The sequence below is a fragment of the Pediococcus stilesii genome, assembly GCF_001437075.1.
Lineage (GTDB): Bacteria > Bacillota > Bacilli > Lactobacillales > Lactobacillaceae > Pediococcus > Pediococcus stilesii.
Map to the genome: position 1 here is coordinate 61,618 of NZ_JQBX01000002.1, position 16,306 is coordinate 77,923.

The 16,306-nt window shown below is 37.7% G+C and carries 16 protein-coding genes; 4 read left to right on the forward strand and 12 right to left on the reverse strand.

The window, feature by feature from the left end:
• Positions 1-45 precede the first annotated feature (45 nt).
• From IV81_RS01180 to IV81_RS01200, 5 genes are read right to left on the reverse strand one after another with little or no spacing between them, the layout of a single operon-like run.
• Positions 46-876, reverse strand: a complete 831-nt coding sequence (locus tag IV81_RS01180; protein WP_057801466.1) for a PTS system mannose/fructose/sorbose family transporter subunit IID — start codon at positions 874-876, stop codon at positions 46-48.
• Positions 860-1,771 (reverse strand): PTS mannose/fructose/sorbose/N-acetylgalactosamine transporter subunit IIC, encoded by a 912-nt coding sequence (locus IV81_RS01185; RefSeq protein ID WP_057801467.1) that lies wholly within the window; start codon positions 1,769-1,771, stop codon positions 860-862. The genes IV81_RS01180 and IV81_RS01185 overlap by 17 nt, the downstream gene beginning before the upstream one ends.
• Positions 1,772-1,786: 15 nt before the next feature.
• Positions 1,787-2,281: a PTS sugar transporter subunit IIB gene (locus IV81_RS01190; protein WP_057801469.1), complete on the reverse strand. Its 495-nt coding sequence runs from the start codon at positions 2,279-2,281 to the stop codon at positions 1,787-1,789.
• Between the two features lie 21 nt (positions 2,282-2,302).
• Positions 2,303-4,333 carry a hypothetical protein gene (locus IV81_RS01195; RefSeq protein ID WP_057801470.1) on the reverse strand — a complete coding sequence of 677 codons (2,031 nt, stop codon included), beginning with the start codon at positions 4,331-4,333 and terminating at the stop codon, positions 2,303-2,305.
• Between the two features lie 6 nt (positions 4,334-4,339).
• Positions 4,340-4,735 carry a PTS sugar transporter subunit IIA gene (locus IV81_RS01200; RefSeq protein WP_057801472.1) on the reverse strand — a complete coding sequence of 132 codons (396 nt, stop codon included), beginning with the start codon at positions 4,733-4,735 and terminating at the stop codon, positions 4,340-4,342.
• 381 nt (positions 4,736-5,116) lie between these two features.
• On the opposite strand from IV81_RS01200, the gene IV81_RS01205 reads away from it, so the two are divergent.
• On the forward strand, positions 5,117-5,890 hold the full coding sequence (locus tag IV81_RS01205) for an acetoin reductase (protein ID WP_057801473.1): 774 nt from the start codon (positions 5,117-5,119) through the stop codon (positions 5,888-5,890).
• A 102-nt stretch (positions 5,891-5,992) separates the two neighbouring features.
• On the opposite strand, the gene IV81_RS01210 is transcribed toward IV81_RS01205, so the two are convergent.
• The 4 genes from IV81_RS01210 to IV81_RS01225 all read right to left on the reverse strand — a co-directional run bounded on the left by IV81_RS01210 (position 5,993) and on the right by IV81_RS01225 (position 11,104).
• Complete coding sequence (locus IV81_RS01210) at positions 5,993-7,501, reverse strand: sialate O-acetylesterase (protein WP_057801475.1); 1,509 nt, start codon at positions 7,499-7,501, stop codon at positions 5,993-5,995.
• A gap of 264 nt (positions 7,502-7,765) precedes the next feature.
• A complete protein-coding gene (locus IV81_RS01215) occupies positions 7,766-8,644 on the reverse strand; it encodes an aldose 1-epimerase family protein (RefSeq protein WP_057801477.1) in 879 nt (292 codons plus the stop codon).
• A 196-nt stretch (positions 8,645-8,840) separates the two neighbouring features.
• Positions 8,841-10,043: an MFS transporter gene (locus IV81_RS01220; RefSeq protein ID WP_057801480.1), complete on the reverse strand. Its 1,203-nt coding sequence runs from the start codon at positions 10,041-10,043 to the stop codon at positions 8,841-8,843.
• Positions 10,044-10,336: 293 nt separating this feature from the next.
• On the reverse strand, positions 10,337-11,104 hold the full coding sequence (locus IV81_RS01225) for a hypothetical protein (RefSeq protein WP_057801482.1): 768 nt from the start codon (positions 11,102-11,104) through the stop codon (positions 10,337-10,339).
• Between the two features lie 469 nt (positions 11,105-11,573).
• On the opposite strand from IV81_RS01225, the gene IV81_RS01230 reads away from it, so the two are divergent.
• A complete protein-coding gene (locus IV81_RS01230) occupies positions 11,574-12,080 on the forward strand; it encodes a QueT transporter family protein (protein WP_057801484.1) in 507 nt (168 codons plus the stop codon).
• 99 nt (positions 12,081-12,179) lie between these two features.
• Complete coding sequence (locus IV81_RS01235; RefSeq protein ID WP_057801486.1) at positions 12,180-12,647, forward strand: hypothetical protein; 468 nt, start codon at positions 12,180-12,182, stop codon at positions 12,645-12,647.
• Positions 12,648-12,708: 61 nt separating this feature from the next.
• Here IV81_RS01235 and IV81_RS01240 read toward each other — a convergent pair whose 3' ends face one another.
• Positions 12,709-13,770, reverse strand: a complete 1,062-nt coding sequence (locus tag IV81_RS01240; protein WP_057801488.1) for a zinc-binding alcohol dehydrogenase family protein — start codon at positions 13,768-13,770, stop codon at positions 12,709-12,711.
• A 172-nt stretch (positions 13,771-13,942) separates the two neighbouring features.
• Between IV81_RS01240 and IV81_RS01245 the strand changes: the two genes are divergently transcribed.
• Complete coding sequence (locus IV81_RS01245; RefSeq protein WP_057801490.1) at positions 13,943-14,140, forward strand: hypothetical protein; 198 nt, start codon at positions 13,943-13,945, stop codon at positions 14,138-14,140.
• A 90-nt stretch (positions 14,141-14,230) separates the two neighbouring features.
• On the opposite strand, the gene IV81_RS01250 is transcribed toward IV81_RS01245, so the two are convergent.
• Together IV81_RS01250 and lpdA are read right to left on the reverse strand one after the other, a co-directional pair.
• The gene (locus IV81_RS01250) at positions 14,231-14,611 is read right to left on the reverse strand and encodes a hypothetical protein (RefSeq protein WP_057801492.1); all 381 of its coding nucleotides are present in this window, start codon (positions 14,609-14,611) and stop codon (positions 14,231-14,233) included.
• Between the two features lie 287 nt (positions 14,612-14,898).
• Positions 14,899-16,305, reverse strand: a complete 1,407-nt coding sequence (gene lpdA / locus IV81_RS01255; RefSeq protein WP_057801494.1) for a dihydrolipoyl dehydrogenase — start codon at positions 16,303-16,305, stop codon at positions 14,899-14,901.
• Between the last annotated feature and the right edge of the window lies 1 nt (position 16,306).

Consider the following 16,306-nt stretch of genomic DNA (forward strand, 5'->3'; position numbering starts at 1 on the left):
ATTCTTAATATGATATACCAAATTTAGTTTGAAAGTGGAATTTAATTAGGCTGCCTTACCAAGGATACCAAGTGCAGACAATATAACTGCAACGATGATAACGATAAAAATAGCTTTTGTTGAAGTCATTCTCTTCTTACCTAACATCCAGTAAATTGCACCAACGATCAAAGCTGGGATTAACTTTGGAATAATCATATCAATTTTATCTTGGAAGTTAACCGTCATCTTTCCTAAATGAGCAACATAGATAATCTTTGTATTAACCATTGTCGCAGCCAAAGCACCAACAACGTACACACCAAGTAATGTTGCAGCATCAGTCAAAGCGTTCAATTGACCTTGCATTTCGTTAACTAAACTTACACCTTGAGTATAAGCAAATTTCAATTGAATCCAACGGAACCACATAATAACAAAGTTAACCAACATCCAAAGGATTGCTCCCATGATGTTCCCTTGAACGGCCATGTTGGCTGCGATCGCACCCATGATAGCTGGAACTAGGGCAGCGAAGATTGAGTCACCAATTGCGGCGAAGGGTCCCATCAAACCAGCTTTAATACCAGCAACTGTTTCAAGTGACTCAGCCCCTTCTTTTTCTTCAAGGGCCATATCAATACCTGAGATGATCGTGTTGAAGAAGTTACTTGTATTGAAGAATTGGTTTTGCATCTTCATCATGTTCTTCAATTCAGGAGTATGGTCTCCATACATTTTACGAAGTTGTGGAAGGATCAAGTAAAGGTAACCTGAACCTTGCATACGTTCGTAGTTCCAACCAACTTGGTTGAAGAACAAGTTACGAATATTCATTTGCTTAAAATCTTTTTTTGTTAACTTATAATCTGTTGTCTTATTAGAGTTCGTCGCCATGAATCTCACCATCCTGTTCGTTAGAATCTGTTGCGCTAGCTGCTGGTTTTGCGGCTACTACTTGTTGTTCCTTAACTGTCCGGCCATATTGCATTGCGGCTAAAGCGAAACCAATCAAAGCAATACCTAACATTGGAAGACCTGCAAAGGCAGTTGTAAACTTGCTGTCGATACCGGCGATTGTTGTTCCAAGTAATGAAACGTTTCCGTAAAGTGTTGAAAGCAATGCTGTAATAACAAAACCTAAGATAAGGTATGGCCAATGCTTCTTAACTGGTAGGTAACGAAGCAAGATTGCGAAACCAACGGCTGGAAGCAATGCTCCGGCTGTAGCTAAACCATTACTTAACCATGCAAGGTTTGTATTCATGTAATCTACAGCTGTACGAACAAATGGACCACCAAATGCAAGTGCTAAGAATACTGGAATACCACGTGATAATGTCCAAGGAAGGTAACCATAGAGGTAGTTTCTTTCGATACCTTTGTAGTTTTCTTCTTCAATCATCTTATCAATTCTGTGCTGGAAGAACGTATTCGCGAAACGTGCAAGGATATCAGTTTGAATCATCAAACTAGCAACTGGAACACCTAAAGCAGCAACGGCAACTTGACCGTTCATACCAGTACCAATTGCAAATGCAGTAGCCATAACTGTACCTGAGTTAGCATCGATCTTTGAAGCACCACCGAAAGTACCAACACCAAGAACGGTTAATTGTAAACTACCACCAATAACTAAACCTGTTTTAAGATCACCCATTACCAAACCAGCGATAATACCAGCCCAGATTGGTTGACTCAAACTTGTTTGTAACGTCAATTCATCCATGATTTGGTACATTGAATAAATTGTTAAAATAATAACTTGCCAAATTGCAATACCTGTACCCATGAGAATTCCTCCTTACTAGTTTTTTGGTTTGAATTTCTTCAAAATTTCCATGAAGTCATTTGCTGAATCTCCTGGAACCATTTGTTGTGTAATCTTAACGCCTTTTTCGTGAAGCGCATTGAATGCATCAACATCATCTTGCACAACGTTAATCGAGTTTGTAATTTGAGTCGTTTCATCCGTCTGTGACATGTTACCAACGTTGATTGTGTCTAATTTAACACCGTCGTTAACTAAGTCTAATAACACTTGAGGACGTTTAACTACGATAAATACTTTTTGTGAATCGTATCCACCGCGTTTAATGTGGTCGGCAGCTGTCTTTTCTGGTAGGACACTGAGGTCAACACCAGTTGGACGAGCTAACTTCAAACCTGACTTTTCGATGTCACTCGCTGCAACCTTGTCATCAATAACCATAATTCTTGATACACCTAACTTTGTTGTCCATAAGTTAGCTACTTGGCCGTGGATTAAACGTCCATCAATACGTACTGCTGTGATTGCCATGCTACTCACTCCTTTAAATTTTTAAGCCTTTGTTACTAAAATTACTGTTTCCAAACCTTTAAGACGGTAAGGAATTGTTAGTATATCGTTCTTGATCCACTCTGGTTTCACGGAGAAGCTCTGTAATTTGGTTCCTTCGTGGAAATAGAGTTGCCAATCTGTCGCCTGCTTTTCAGCTGTTAAATGAACTTTAATCTCTTTTTGATCATCAATCGTAAAGTTTGAAAGCACCATTTCGTCTGAGTTTGCCACGAATTTCACGCCGGGCATATCTATGACGTAATCCAAATTAGTGGTTTTATTTAAAATATATTTTAAGAGTTGCTCTTTAATTGAATAATATTGCGATTCCCAACCATATTTTGGATCGGTATTCATTGGTAGAATAACCGTTCGACCATCAACAATCGTCATTACTGGTCCCAGTTTCTCAGCATACTCGTTATAAGCATTGGATAAAACTTCAACCGGCTTTGAATTATCATAGCCAATCTTGTAGTAATCACCGGTATGTTGTAGCATCGTTATTCGCGGATTTTTAATTCCGTCAATTGTCATTCCATCAACTTGTTCGTAGGACTGATAGTCTGTACGAGCTTTTTTAAACTCTAGCGTATCTGCACCGATTAATTTTCTTAAATTCGATCGTTCAAATAAAATCTGAACACTTTCGCCGTCTAATAAAACAACGTTATTTTTAATTAACTCTTCAATCTGTCCGTTATCCAAGTTATTTAAAAACTGTCCGCTAATTGCAAGTGTTTCCCCTGTGAAATGACTTTTAATTGTCCATTTTTCAGGTTTACATGCAATTCCGAGCGTTCCAAGCAGCGATAACCAACTATATTCTTTTGGAAGTAGTTCTTCTGGATCCGTTCCTTCAGTAGTTTTTATATTGAAGGATGCATCTTGTGAAAACAGAACTTTGACACCATCGAGATGATTTACGTCAAGTCGATTTTGAGCTCCAAAATCCATTAAATCTTTTGATTCCGCTAACAGTTCAGCGTAATCGTACGACTCATCAATACCATTCCCCATCATGTCAAATAGGTTGAGAAGAATTCCTGTCGCCCCGACCATCTGTGTACTTTCCACTTGAAGTTTTGTAAACGTTTTAGATTTAACAAAAGGCGAATACATGTAACTTTCAAGCTCCGGATACACATCTGAATGATTTCCCACTAGTTCGGTTGTCACTCTGGTATAACGTTCAAATACCCGTGAATATTGAAGCGGTGAAACTTCATTATACGCTGGTAAATGTGGTCGGCTAACTCGCCGATGGCTGCCAGACAAGTTATCAAACAACCCGTCCCAATCGCGTCCTTCAACTGCATGCCATTCTGGAAATGAACTCATTAAGCCCAATCTAGTTTTGGGAGAAACTTTTTCGACTGCCTTTTGTATTGCATGGGCCACTTGCTTCATTTCCGAACGGGCAACGCCGAGGTAAACAATTCTTTCGGGCGTTGGTTCACCTGGCTGTAAAACTTTTTCGACAAACTCTTCACGACTTACTTTGCGTTCAAGCATCTCAGAATAGATTTTCATATGCCGGTCACAGAAACATGCCAATTTAATCGGAGTATGATTGTAATGTCTGAAATCATCTTCCAGCCATAACTCCTTCGGTTGGAGCTTTGCATATTCACTGTAAACTGCCGTAATATAATCTACCCATTTGGGATCTTTAGGACACGCAATTGATTCTGCCTGGTGGCCGAGGTAATCAACCATCGTTCCAAAACCAAGTTCAGGACTAACTTTATGTCCACGATCACTGTGCATCAACGTTGTCCAAGGGTTCAAACTCGTTGTCACTTGATCCTTTGCCAACCGTTTGGAAACCTTTTCAATTGTTGGTAGCCAATGCTCTCTAATCTGATTAACCGTTGGATGACCTTGATTCAACTCTTCTGGGTTAATGAAAAAAACAACATTATCAATTCGTGCCTCTCGACAAAATTTGATTAACTTTTCTTCACGTTCATCATCCCAGTTGTATGGGTCAATCGTAAACCTTAATGAATACTGGTAAGTTCTTGTCATATGCACCTATCCATTCAATCTTGCATTAACATCAATGATTCCGTTTTGTGCTTCATCAATCATTGATTGCTTACTTACTTCCATTCCCATCATTACTTGATTTGCAAATCCAATTACCATTGGTAGGTTTAATCCACTTACTACCTCAAGGTCTGGATGTTCTGCCATTAAACGAACAACAACGTTTGAAGGTGTTCCACCTAACAGGTCAACCGCAACCATTGTCTTATCGTTGTTAGGGTTGTCATTGATAAATTCCTCGGCAGCGGCTTGTAAATCTTCCGGGCCTTGGTTAGGCTGTAATCCGATTGCCTTGGTGTTATCAATATGTCCAAGAATCATCTCAGCACTTGCTAGGGTTTCAATGGCCATATTTCCGTGACTCATTAACAATAATCTCATGTAACTTCCTCCATCCCTGAATTCTGAATACCAATACTGTATTCGCTTTCAAAATCCTGTAAATAAATAACTGATTTGCACCAGCTCTATTTCATATACTAACTGGTACCAACCAGTTTGTCAACAGCAAAAACGGTTACAAATCCGTTTTATCAATGATTGTGATCAAAATTTCAAAATGGTTTTAATTTGGTATAGACAAAAAAACATGTTTTTTATTGGAGTCTAGTGCGGCCTCTGCTTTCATTTCTTGTAAACGGTTTTACAAAGGTTTGTCTCAAAAAAATTAACAAATTAATTTTCTTTATACAGAAAGCGGTTACAAAAAGCACCCAAATGGGGTAAACTGTATATATTAAATATAGTTAGGAGCTGACTTACATGAGTAAAGTTGCATTTATTACGGGAGCCGCACAGGGAATCGGGGCTGGAATTGCTGAACGTCTAGCAAAAGACGGTTTTGATATCGCAATCGCTGATTTACCATTTCAAAAAGAAAAGGCTGCCGAGGTAATTAACAAAGTTGAGGAAAATGGTCACAAAGGAATTTTTCTCGAATTAGATGTTACGAACCAACAAGCTTTTGTTGACGCCGTTGATAAAACGGTCGAAGAACTTGGGGACTTAAATGTGTTAGTTAATAATGCCGGCGTGGCCAAGGTCGATTCCGTGGTTGACATTAAACCAGAAGATCTAGAGCTATCATTTAAAATCAATGTTTTCGGTGTTGTTTACGGTATGCAAGCAGCCGCTAAAAAGTTTAAAGCTTTAGGTCATCCCGGTAAAATCATTAATGCCTCATCAATTGCCGGTCTAAAAGCCTTTCCTGTCTGGGGAACATATTCAGCTTCAAAATTTGCAGTTGTTGGCTTTACCGAAGCCGCTGCCGCTGAATTAGCTCCAGATCACATTACCGTTAATGCCTACGCTCCAGGAGTTGTTGGAACAACTGGAATGTGGGACGACATCGATGCTAAAATGTCAAAACTTAACGGTAAGCCTCTTGGTCAAAACAAACAAGACTTCATTGATCAGATTCCACTTGGCCGGACAGTTTTACCAAGTGATGTTGTGAACTTAGTGGCATTTCTCTCAGGACCAGATTCAGATTACATGACTGGAAATGCAATTCGTGTTGACGGTGGAATGAAGTAAGTTGTCTCTTAATTTTTAATATGAATCATATTAATTCTGATAAGAGTACTTAAAAATAGAGCTATGGCAATGACCATAGCTCTATTTTTTATTATCTTAATTTTAGATTAGCTTTCCACTCGTTAAATCAACCAAGAACGGAGCAACCGGATCCCCCTGCTCATTAAATAGTGTCAAAATTGGGGCATTACTGTATCCGTATCTCGCTTCAGTCGTCCCTTTTGGAAACTGAATCCTAATTGTATCTTGATTGACTTCTCCCGGAACCGCTTGCCACTGGTGGTTTACCAGTCCTTCGATAAAGCATCCCTGGCGAGTCTGAATTTGATTTACATACTTAAATTTAAATACGGTGTCTCCATCATCCCTGATAACTTCCTCTAAAGTTGGAGTATCTGAGTAGCCATTTCCGGCTAAGATTCGTCCAAGTCGTCGTCCGACATCCCTTTTAGCAACGGGATGGGGATTATACACTTCACCTGTATCGGCAATTGACACAAGATGCACGCTGTCTAAAACTTGGGTCACTTTTAGTTGCTGATTGCGTATCTTTGCCCATGAATTTCGCGGAACATCTGCATACTTGGGCAATTGCATTACATAGAAGGGCAAAGAATAATCCTGAAAAGCATCCCGCCAGTCGTTAATTAAACTAAACAGTAATTGATCGTAAATGCCATAATTCTTAACATTGGACTCGCCTTGATACCAAACGGCTTGATTGAAAGTATAATTTTTAATTTTCAATATCATCGCTTTGAACAGACTTCCGGGACGCAAATAACTATCCGGTGTCACTGGTGGAGGCCATGGTGCTTGTCCAACCACACTGATCGCCATACCTAAAGATACCGTTGGGTTGTCTTTCATAAAATTGTACATTCTTCGATTATGCCGATGAACTCGATCCCGATAATCCTTGATATCACTTTCAAAATCGGCATCCGTAGCCGCCTTTAAACGATCCTCAAAGGGCAGCACAACTTCCTCGAGCAACTGCTGGTTTTCCCTAAGCGTTGATTCAGATATCCAAGTTGAAGCAAACGTGCCATCTCTGGTACAACAGACGACACCAACCGGTATCCCTGGATCTTCTTCAACTAATTTTTGAGCGGCATAGTACGCAATTGCTGACATATGTTCTAAATTACTAGTTTTTAATTGATGCCAGTGCGTCTCTTTTGACTGATAAACATTTACCTTCCCATTCTGGTAAATAAATGATGGTTGCGGGGCATTATAATAGAATATATTTTGGCCCTTAAAATTTTCCTTTTCACTCTTAAAATCCTGATCGTGTGCCATTCGAAATCCGATGTTGGATTGCCCTGCAACCAAAATAACACGGCCAAACCGAACATTTTCCAACGTTAAATGCTGAATTCCATCTTGAATATTTACTTCAAATGCACGACTCGTATCAATAATTGGTGAAAATCGTACGGACCACTCTCCCCGCCGATTGATGACCGTTCTTTTAATAGTTCCATCAAGATCCACCTTAACCGTTTTACCAGACACACCCACTCCGGCAATTTTAAAAGACTTCCCAGCGGGCAAAACCATATTACTCGAAAAAATTTGATCAACATTTAGTTCATAATTTTCCATTCTCAAATCCTCATATTTTTACGGAATACTTAGAAATATTTTCAAAATTATTCTAATCGTTTATATTAGACATACAGTAAACGAAGTGGTATATTAAAAATCATAAAGAAAGCGATTTCTTTATTGAACATTCAACATATGTTCACTCCTTTATAAAAAGAGACCGCAACAAGTTTTGGTCCTTGTTGACGATCTCTTTTGCTGTTTAATTAGCTCACTGGGACCGCACATTTGAAGGTAAAGCCTCCAACTTTCGCGGAACCATTATTTAAATTCGATGCTGTATTCAAACACATGGCTTTCAGTTGGTTCAAGCAAATTATTTCCCTTTTTATTTTTCCAGTCCGTTGGCTGGTCACTAGCCTGGTCCGGTAGTCCGGCAAATGGTTCGATGCATAGGAATGGTTCCGTTGCGTGTTCCATCGTCCACAGGGTTAGGTATGGGAATTGTTTAACATCTAACTTAATTTCGTGGGCCGTTTGATTAGAATGTAGAGTTACATTTTCAATCTTCTTAGCATCCAAAATAATCAAGCCATCGTCAAACATTTCATGGTTCAATGCCAACTCACTATTTTGAACTTGATCATATACTTCCTTTGAACCGTCTCGGAATGGGGCCGGATTAATTCCTAATCTTTTAACCTGCTTTTGGTTGGGGCCAAATGTTAGTGAATAGTCTTCAAAAACACCGTCGTCGTCAATTGGAACATTGAATCCGGGATGTGATCCCAATGCATAAGGCATCGCTTTTGAGTCGTTATTAATAACCCGATATCCCACAGTTAAGCGGTTGTCGTCTAATTTATATTCTACTTGGAGCGTAAATTCAAAAGGAAACATTTCTTTTGTTTGAGCATTAGCTTTCAATTCGAGCATTACTCGATTTTCAGCTTGATTAACCTTCTGCCAATCAAAATCACGGGCAAATCCGTGCTGTGGCATATGGTATGTTTCTCCATCGAGTATGTACTCGTCATTATTAGATTTACCAATTGATGGAAATAGAATTGGTGAATGGCGTTTCCATGCTTCCCCGTTCCAAATGTAATCGTAGCCACTCTCGTTTCCGACAACATGTGTTAATTGTGCACCCATGTTATCAATTTCAACTTCTAAGCGTTCGTTCTTTAGTTTAATCATGAAAATACTTCCCTTCTCAAATTCCCTTTGTAATTATAGAATGATTCATTTTCAAGTAAATGTAAAGGCTTTCTTTATACCTATAACAAATTTTAAACCAAACGGACGAATAATCAAATTATAAGAGCGGCCTTGTTTAATTCAATTCTCATTAGCCGCCACTTTTGAAATCTTTCGTGTAATCCTGTGTTTAATTTTAATCTTCTTTTTTCGACTCTTTAAACTCATAGATTTTCCTATTCAAAATAAATAATAGGCTCGAAAGTAGCATAAACAAGGCAAAACCGAAGACAAAGATTCTCCAATCAATTCTGGTGGATAACGCACCAAAAAATAACGATCCGATTGGAAAAGTAGCTACTGTTAACGTGTTAAAAGAACTGAAGAATTTGGCTCGTTGGCCCGAACCGATTGATACCTGCAGATAAGGCGTGATTACAACTCGATTTAATCCTTGGAAGATAAATGCTAGCATCCATAACGATAAAAATAGCAGATTACTTTTGAACATAAGCGAGATTATCAGAAAGATTCCCATTCCGATGTTACTAACCGAAAATAGCTTTCCCAGATTAACAAATTTTAAAAATAGATTGGCAACTAATGTTGACCCAATTGCAACGCCGATTGATTCGATTGCTAGAATAATTCCATAAAAGCCAGACCCTCCTAATTCCTTACCAATCAGTACATCGTAAACAGCCAATCCACCAAAGAAAAAATTTCCTAATCCACCAAAAACGGTGATTACGAGTAAATCTTTTCTTTCCCAGATCAATTGCATTCCACTAAAAATCGAAGACTGTTCGTCGTCACCTTCTTCTGGTTCTTTGGCGTCTGACTTCACCCTCATAAAGAACAACGTGCTGATCAAAAACGATACAATATCAATAACCAAAATATACAGTACGCTAAATGCCTTCAGTAAGACTCCTCCAAGGGCATTTCCAATATAATCCATTGTATTGTAAGCAAACGACATGTACATGGACGCTTTAGATAGTTTATTTTGAGGCACTAGGTCTGGCATGATTGTATCCTGGATAACATACGAATTCATGCCCACCGTTGAAATCATAAAAGCTAGTATACAAATACTAATTGCTTTGATCGTAATATTCACTTTTAGTGCAACCAATAATATGATCGGTATCAGCAATATTCCCTGGATAACTTCAACATAAATTAATAATTTTTGCTTATTATGTCTCTCAATAAAATCACCCAACATGAAAGAAAACAAATTAGGTAGAAATAGGGCAAAATTCAAGATGCCGACCCAAAATCCGGAATTCGTCAGCGCAAATATATACCAAGATAATCCAACACTATAAAGACTATCACCGATATTACTTATGGAACGTCCTAAAAATAGATTTTTAAAATTCTGATTTATCACTTAATGAGTTCTCCTGACTTATTTCTTTAAAAAAGAGATTTAATTAACATTTACAATAGTTTTTATTATGCTAAAGCTAAAATTATTAACTATCATTCATGGCGCTTTAATTGCTTGATGCTTGTTTGTCTTTAATTAAATTAAAATCGTTTATTAATCTATTTTTAATTTTAACCCAAAATAGGCAAAATAAAAACCGTTTACCTCACAGGCAACGGTTTCCCAATCGATATATCAATTTTTAACTAATTCATTTCATCAAATAATACACGGAAATAGTTAGAAACTCTATTTTATTCTCCAACATTCGCAAAATGTTCAAAGAGATTTTCGTGATGACCCAATGCTTCCAATACTCCATTTTGATCCTCAACGATCATATTCTTAGAACTCAAGAAAAACACAAAGCTTTCCAGTCGGGATGAATCCATCTTTTCAAGATTTAAAGCTTGTTTTTCCCCCGTGGACATATCAAAAATCATGTAAAAATAATCACCCGTGAAATCAAAGGGGCTCATTCGTTTCTTCGGTTTATAAATCAACTCTACCTTACTAACGTCCGAATACTTAAAACTTTTAACGTATTTTTTCTTTAGATTTAAGAGCTGTAGTACTTTTTTTATTTCATTTTTGTCAAAAAAGGTTCTTATCATTTCAAGTTTTCCTACGAGCCAGTATTCATTAAAAAAAATCGGCAGAACTATCAGTAGACCAATAATCAAGACTAACACGAAAAGCCACAACGGTTGATAACCAAAGCCTGTGAACAGTCCACTTATAATTCCAACCGTGATAACGCCAATTAGTATTTTAAGGGCTGAAGGTTTACTTCCCAATTGTTTTGGCACCTCAAATTCTTCGCTTTTCTGTTTAAAAAGTTGAAGTAGCTCGTTATTATTAGTTAACCTACTAAGCCTTTCAATAAAATCTTTTCCAGGTAAAATTTGATGGTTTTTAATTTGTTGAAACATTTTCGGCGTTACCTTTAATTGCTCATAAGCTGCATTATTATTAGCGTCAAATTCATCCAACAAAGCATCGATCAGACTATTAAATCGCATAATATCGCCTCCGTATAAAATCCCACTATTGTACTTGAAATCGATTTCATTATACACCTTATTGCAACTATTATATGCCGATAAAATAATCATATTCAATTTGTTCACTAAGAAAACAGTCCAACCCTAGTCCTAACAATGAAACTAGGTCCCCCGTCGTTAATACACCATCACTTTAATAATCATAAATAATATCGACATCATTGCAAAACAATTCCCAAGAATAATCTATAGATTGAAAGGGAACTTACATTTTATATTGTCTCTCTTTATCTTCCTTGTACAATGAGGATCTACTACACAGATCAATTAAGTGAGTTATTAACTAATTTAACTTTTTGATTTTTGGATAAACTGGTATGATTAAATACGTTAGAAATTTGTACCACCTATGACACTTCTTCCATTTTTAATGGATTCCTTTGGCCATAGTATTTAGTAACGATTACGTTATAAAGGAGAATTTAATATGTCATCTAGTTCCAAAATGAGTACCAGAGAAATTGTCTTATCCGCCATTATTGCCGCTTTATACGTGGCAATCACCTTCGTTTTTTCCGCAATTAGCTACGGGCCCGTCCAGTTTCGAATCGCTGAAATGCTAAACTGTCTAATTATTTATGACAAACGTTATATTTGGGGAATCACACTCGGAGTCTTAATTTCAAATCTTCAATCAACACTGGGAATTATTGATATCACATGGGGAACCCTAACCACCGTCATTACCTTAACCGTCGTCTATTTTGTGACTAAAAAAATTACCGACCGCCGGATTCAGTTAGCAATTTGTGTCCTGATAACCACCGTTTTAATGGGCTTTTTAGTCGCACTCGAGCTAACGTATGTTCTTAAATCACCTTTCTTATATACTTGGCTAACGGTAAGTTTAGGTGAATTGGTCGTCATGCTAGCAGGCGCCTTTGTTATCTACTTTCTTGGCAATACCATTAATTTATCGCTTGAATCTCGTTAATGGTCCTTTATAAAAATCATAACCGTAGAATTATTTAAAAAGCTTTGTTATAATCGATACCATAAAGTAAGCCTTTTCAAAAGAATTGGAGGGAACGTTATGAATCGATTAACCAAAGCTTTTTTTATTGCACTTGCGTCATTGACCCTAGTCGGTGTTTCGGGCTGTGCCAAAACTAAAACGTCAAGTTCTAGCAAACAGGATACTGCCCTTTCAAGTCACAGTTCTAGTTACAAATCGGAACATCGTTCTACTGCAACTACAATGGCTTTAGCGACTTATAATCTAATGCAGTCTAATGGGCAATTATCTCGTCTAAATGATGATATCGAACCAGTTGCTTATAACGTTGTCGAAGACACAACCAATAATAAAATTACATTCACTGCCGGTGTTGAACAAAATGATTATTTTCAACGATCGGCAGATATCACAATTACAAATAGTTCCGTTACGTACTCAAGCCGTGAATCGAAAGCCAGCATTAATACTTTATATAAAAAATACTTTCGAACCCAAAAATTTCATGAATTTTTAGATGAGTTTGAAATAGAAGACGAAGATTAATAAAAGGGAGCCATAGCAAATTAACTATGGCTCCTTTTCAACTGTTTGTGGTTTATGAGGGTTAGTATTTATTTAATGCCTTAGTTTTTCCATTACCATTTTGTGTAATAACCACTTTGCCCATCATATGCCCACTCTCAACAAGTTCATGCGCCTTTTTTAAATTTTCGACATTAACCGGACTAAGCTGTTGCGTTAGTGTTGAGACCAACGCTCCGTTATCCAACATTTTTGACACTTTTTCTAGAATTTCATGTTGCGACACCATATCTGACGTTTCGAAAAATGATTTTGTATACATCCACTCCCACGCAAAAGTGACCCGTTTTTGTTTTAGTGCTTTCAAATCTACAGGCTGGTGATTTTGCGTGATTGAACAAATATGCCCGCTTGGTTTAATTAACTCCACCATCTCATCCCAATGAGCATCAACGTTGTTTAGTTCTAAGATATAGTCAACATTTTGATAACCTAAATTATGAACCTCATCCACAAGGTTACGACGATGATTAACCGTCTGATCGGCACCATGATCCAGACACCACTGGATAGTTTCTGGACGAGAAGCAGATGCGATTACATGTAATCCCGCTTTATGAGCCAACTGGGTTGCAATCGACCCGACTCCACCGGCACCGTTGATTATTAAAATTGATTTATCTGTGTTTTCACTTACGCCATCTGGACTAAGCGCCAACTGCTCAAAAAGTGCTTCCCACGCTGTTAATGACGTTAACGGCATTGCCGCTGCCTCTGCTGTCGAAATTTTTTTCGGAGCATGCCCGACAATGCGCTCATCAACTAATTGATATTGACTGTCGCTTCCAGATCTTTTAAACGAACCGGCGTAAAATACGCGGTCGCCAACTTCAAAAAGTGTGGTCTCCGATCCTTTAGAAATCACGGTTCCAACTGCATCCCAACCAATCACTTTAGGATTAGTCAGTTTTTCGGTGCCCCTTCTCACAGCAATATCAACTGGATTAACCGACACTGCCTCAACTTCAACAAGTAAATCATGATTTTTAGGCGTCGGCACGTCCATTTCAAATTTAAATAAGCTATTTTCATCATCAATTGGTAAATGCTCCTGAAACCCAATCGCCCACATTTTCTTGTCCATTAATTTGTGACCTTCCTTCCATGTTTTGTGTTCAATAATAAAACTATTGTCATAGAATGCAAATTGCCGTCCGATCAAAGCCATTATTATTCAATTAATAATTTTCAAAGCGTATAATGGCGTTGTTCAAAAGTATTTTTAATTAACTTTATTTTGAGTGGAGGCGTCATTTATGGAAATTTTAATTGATCTTTTTTCAGTACTTTCGCTTATTTTAGCCGTTGTTATTTTATTCAAATTACGTAATTTACAACAATTAGCGAGAACCGATAGAATTTTGATCATTGTATTGGTTATTTCAACAATAATTACATCAATCCCAACGATTACAAGTTTCTTCCAAGGCTTTATTTCAGGACTTAATGGTTAAGGAGTAATGATGAATTAGCCCAGATGGCGAAAAGTAATTATTAGTTTAAAGCTCTTTTATTTGAAGTTCAATTGTGGTTAAAAGTAACAGTTATCTTTTCTTCATCAAGAAATATCCATATACTAGTGGCCTTAACATTACATTAATAATCATCAAACTAATTGCTGCAACTATATTAATTTTATCGTCACTAAATTGATAGTTTTGTTGAATCATCGCTCGATTCAGATTTATTCCTGAGTTGCGATTTTGATTTTCAATATTTTGACGAACGAGGGATTTAGATTCGTGAAATTTAATGTAAAATCCACGTTTTAGCATTAGCGGCTGGATCAACCATGACACTGTAAGCCAGATGTTAAACACCGTTATTTGCGGTTTAAAGACGAAATTGGGGTCTAAATTAACAAAATAAAATAGCGCTAAGTAGACCACCGTATTTTCTACCAGCCTTAACCATATTCTTTTCAAAGTTAATCACATCCTCCAAAGTAAAAGTCGAATTAAAAGTACTATACTTTCATATAAAAATCCATCATTCGGACGTTGAATGATGGATTTTTTGACTGATATTTGGTTTTGAAAAACTTTTATGAACTTTTTAAAATAAATTGTTTTTATGACTTTACAGTACTAATTGAGTTTCAGAAGACAGACGTTTCCGTTCTGCTACATCACCCAAAACACCCACTAAATCCGTGACTATTTCGTCTGATTAGGCAAATACTCAACGTCTACCCGTCTTCTTTCACATCTTCTTATATATGAATTGGCAATCCGGCTGCCACTTCTGCGGCATCCATAATTTCTTCACCCAATGTTGGATGTGGATGGATTGTTAATTCAATATCTTTGATTGTTAACCCATTTTCGATGGCTAACGTTAGTTCTGAAATCAAGTTTGAAGCTTCCGGACCAACAATTTGAGCACCGATAATACCGCCAGTTGGATTATCTGTAACAAGTCGAATGAATCCTTCCGTTTGGTCCATTGTCATCGCACGACCGCTGGCAGCAAATGGGAATTTGCTTGATTTGGCATCTAGTTTCTTTTCAGAAATTGATTGTGGTGTTTCACCCACGGTTGCTAATTCAATGTTTGTGTAAGCAACAGCTGGTAATACATAGTGCGTATCGTGGGCATCTTCGCCACTCATTGCGGCAGCTGCTACTTTGGCCTCGTAACTAGCTTTATGTGCCAACGCCGGACCGGCAACCACGTCACCAATTGCGTAAATATGTTTGACAGAACTTTGCATTGAATCGTTAACTTCAATCAGTCCCCGTTTATCAAGCTTAACATCGGTGTTATTTAGTCCAAGCTGGTCCGTATTTGGACGACGGCCAACTGAAACTAAACAATAGTCTCCCGTCACGGTCTTTGTAGTCCCATCAACTTCGTAAGTAACGGTTACGTCATCATTGGTTTGATTAGCTTCTACGGCCGTTGCTTCCGTAATAATTTCAACACCGTTCTTCTTGAAATTATTTAAAACAGGCTGAATCATTTCGCTATCAAAGCCATTAAGAACGTGATCAAGTCCTTCGATAATTGTAATCTTTGATCCGAGGTTCATGTAAGCCCCAGCCAATTCAGCCCCAATCACACCACCACCAATGATGATTAGATGTTCTGGAACTTTCTTCAGATTTAGTGCACCGGTTGAATCAATTACACGGCCCGTGAATTTAAAGTGCGGAATTTCAACGGGACGTGAACCCGTGGCAATCAAAGCTTGTTTAAAACGATAAACGTGTGAATCATCCCCATTAATTACATTAACGGTTTCATTATCATTGAAATAAGCTTCGCCTCGAACAATTTCCACCTTATGTTTTTTCAGCAACATTTCAACACCACCAGTAAGCTTTTCAACTACTTGGTGTTGTTTCCAATCTTGTGTCTTTGAAAAATCTAATTTGGAATCACTTACTGAAACTCCAAAGGGATTACCATGCTGTAATTGTGAATACAAGTGACCAGCTTGAATCAAAGCTTTTGATGGGATACATCCAACATTCAAACAAATCCCACCAATAAAATCACGTTCAACAATTACAACTTTTTGCCCTAGTTCAGCGGCACGAATCGCTGCAACATAGCCGCCAGGGCCTGATCCAATAATTAAAGTATCAACATCAATTGCTTGTGTACCAACAACCATG

What these genes read in the sequence shown, in the direction of transcription:
- IV81_RS01180 (WP_057801466.1), bottom strand. Translation starts at nt 876, where the DNA reads ATGGCGACGAACTCTAATAAGACAACAGATTATAAGTTAACAAAAAAA.
- IV81_RS01185 (WP_057801467.1), bottom strand. Translation starts at nt 1,771, where the DNA reads ATGGGTACAGGTATTGCAATTTGGCAAGTTATTATTTTAACAATTTAT.
- IV81_RS01190 (WP_057801469.1), bottom strand. Translation starts at nt 2,281, where the DNA reads ATGGCAATCACAGCAGTACGTATTGATGGACGTTTAATCCACGGCCAA.
- IV81_RS01195 (WP_057801470.1), bottom strand. Translation starts at nt 4,333, where the DNA reads ATGACAAGAACTTACCAGTATTCATTAAGGTTTACGATTGACCCATAC.
- IV81_RS01200 (WP_057801472.1), bottom strand. Translation starts at nt 4,735, where the DNA reads ATGAGATTATTGTTAATGAGTCACGGAAATATGGCCATTGAAACCCTA.
- IV81_RS01205 (WP_057801473.1), top strand. Translation starts at nt 5,117, where the DNA reads ATGAGTAAAGTTGCATTTATTACGGGAGCCGCACAGGGAATCGGGGCT.
- IV81_RS01210 (WP_057801475.1), bottom strand. Translation starts at nt 7,501, where the DNA reads ATGGAAAATTATGAACTAAATGTTGATCAAATTTTTTCGAGTAATATG.
- IV81_RS01215 (WP_057801477.1), bottom strand. Translation starts at nt 8,644, where the DNA reads ATGATTAAACTAAAGAACGAACGCTTAGAAGTTGAAATTGATAACATG.
- IV81_RS01225 (WP_057801482.1), bottom strand. Translation starts at nt 11,104, where the DNA reads ATGCGATTTAATAGTCTGATCGATGCTTTGTTGGATGAATTTGACGCT.
- IV81_RS01230 (WP_057801484.1), top strand. Translation starts at nt 11,574, where the DNA reads ATGTCATCTAGTTCCAAAATGAGTACCAGAGAAATTGTCTTATCCGCC.
- IV81_RS01235 (WP_057801486.1), top strand. Translation starts at nt 12,180, where the DNA reads ATGAATCGATTAACCAAAGCTTTTTTTATTGCACTTGCGTCATTGACC.
- IV81_RS01240 (WP_057801488.1), bottom strand. Translation starts at nt 13,770, where the DNA reads ATGGACAAGAAAATGTGGGCGATTGGGTTTCAGGAGCATTTACCAATT.
- IV81_RS01245 (WP_057801490.1), top strand. Translation starts at nt 13,943, where the DNA reads ATGGAAATTTTAATTGATCTTTTTTCAGTACTTTCGCTTATTTTAGCC.
- lpdA (WP_057801494.1), bottom strand. Translation starts at nt 16,305, where the DNA reads ATGGTTGTTGGTACACAAGCAATTGATGTTGATACTTTAATTATTGGA.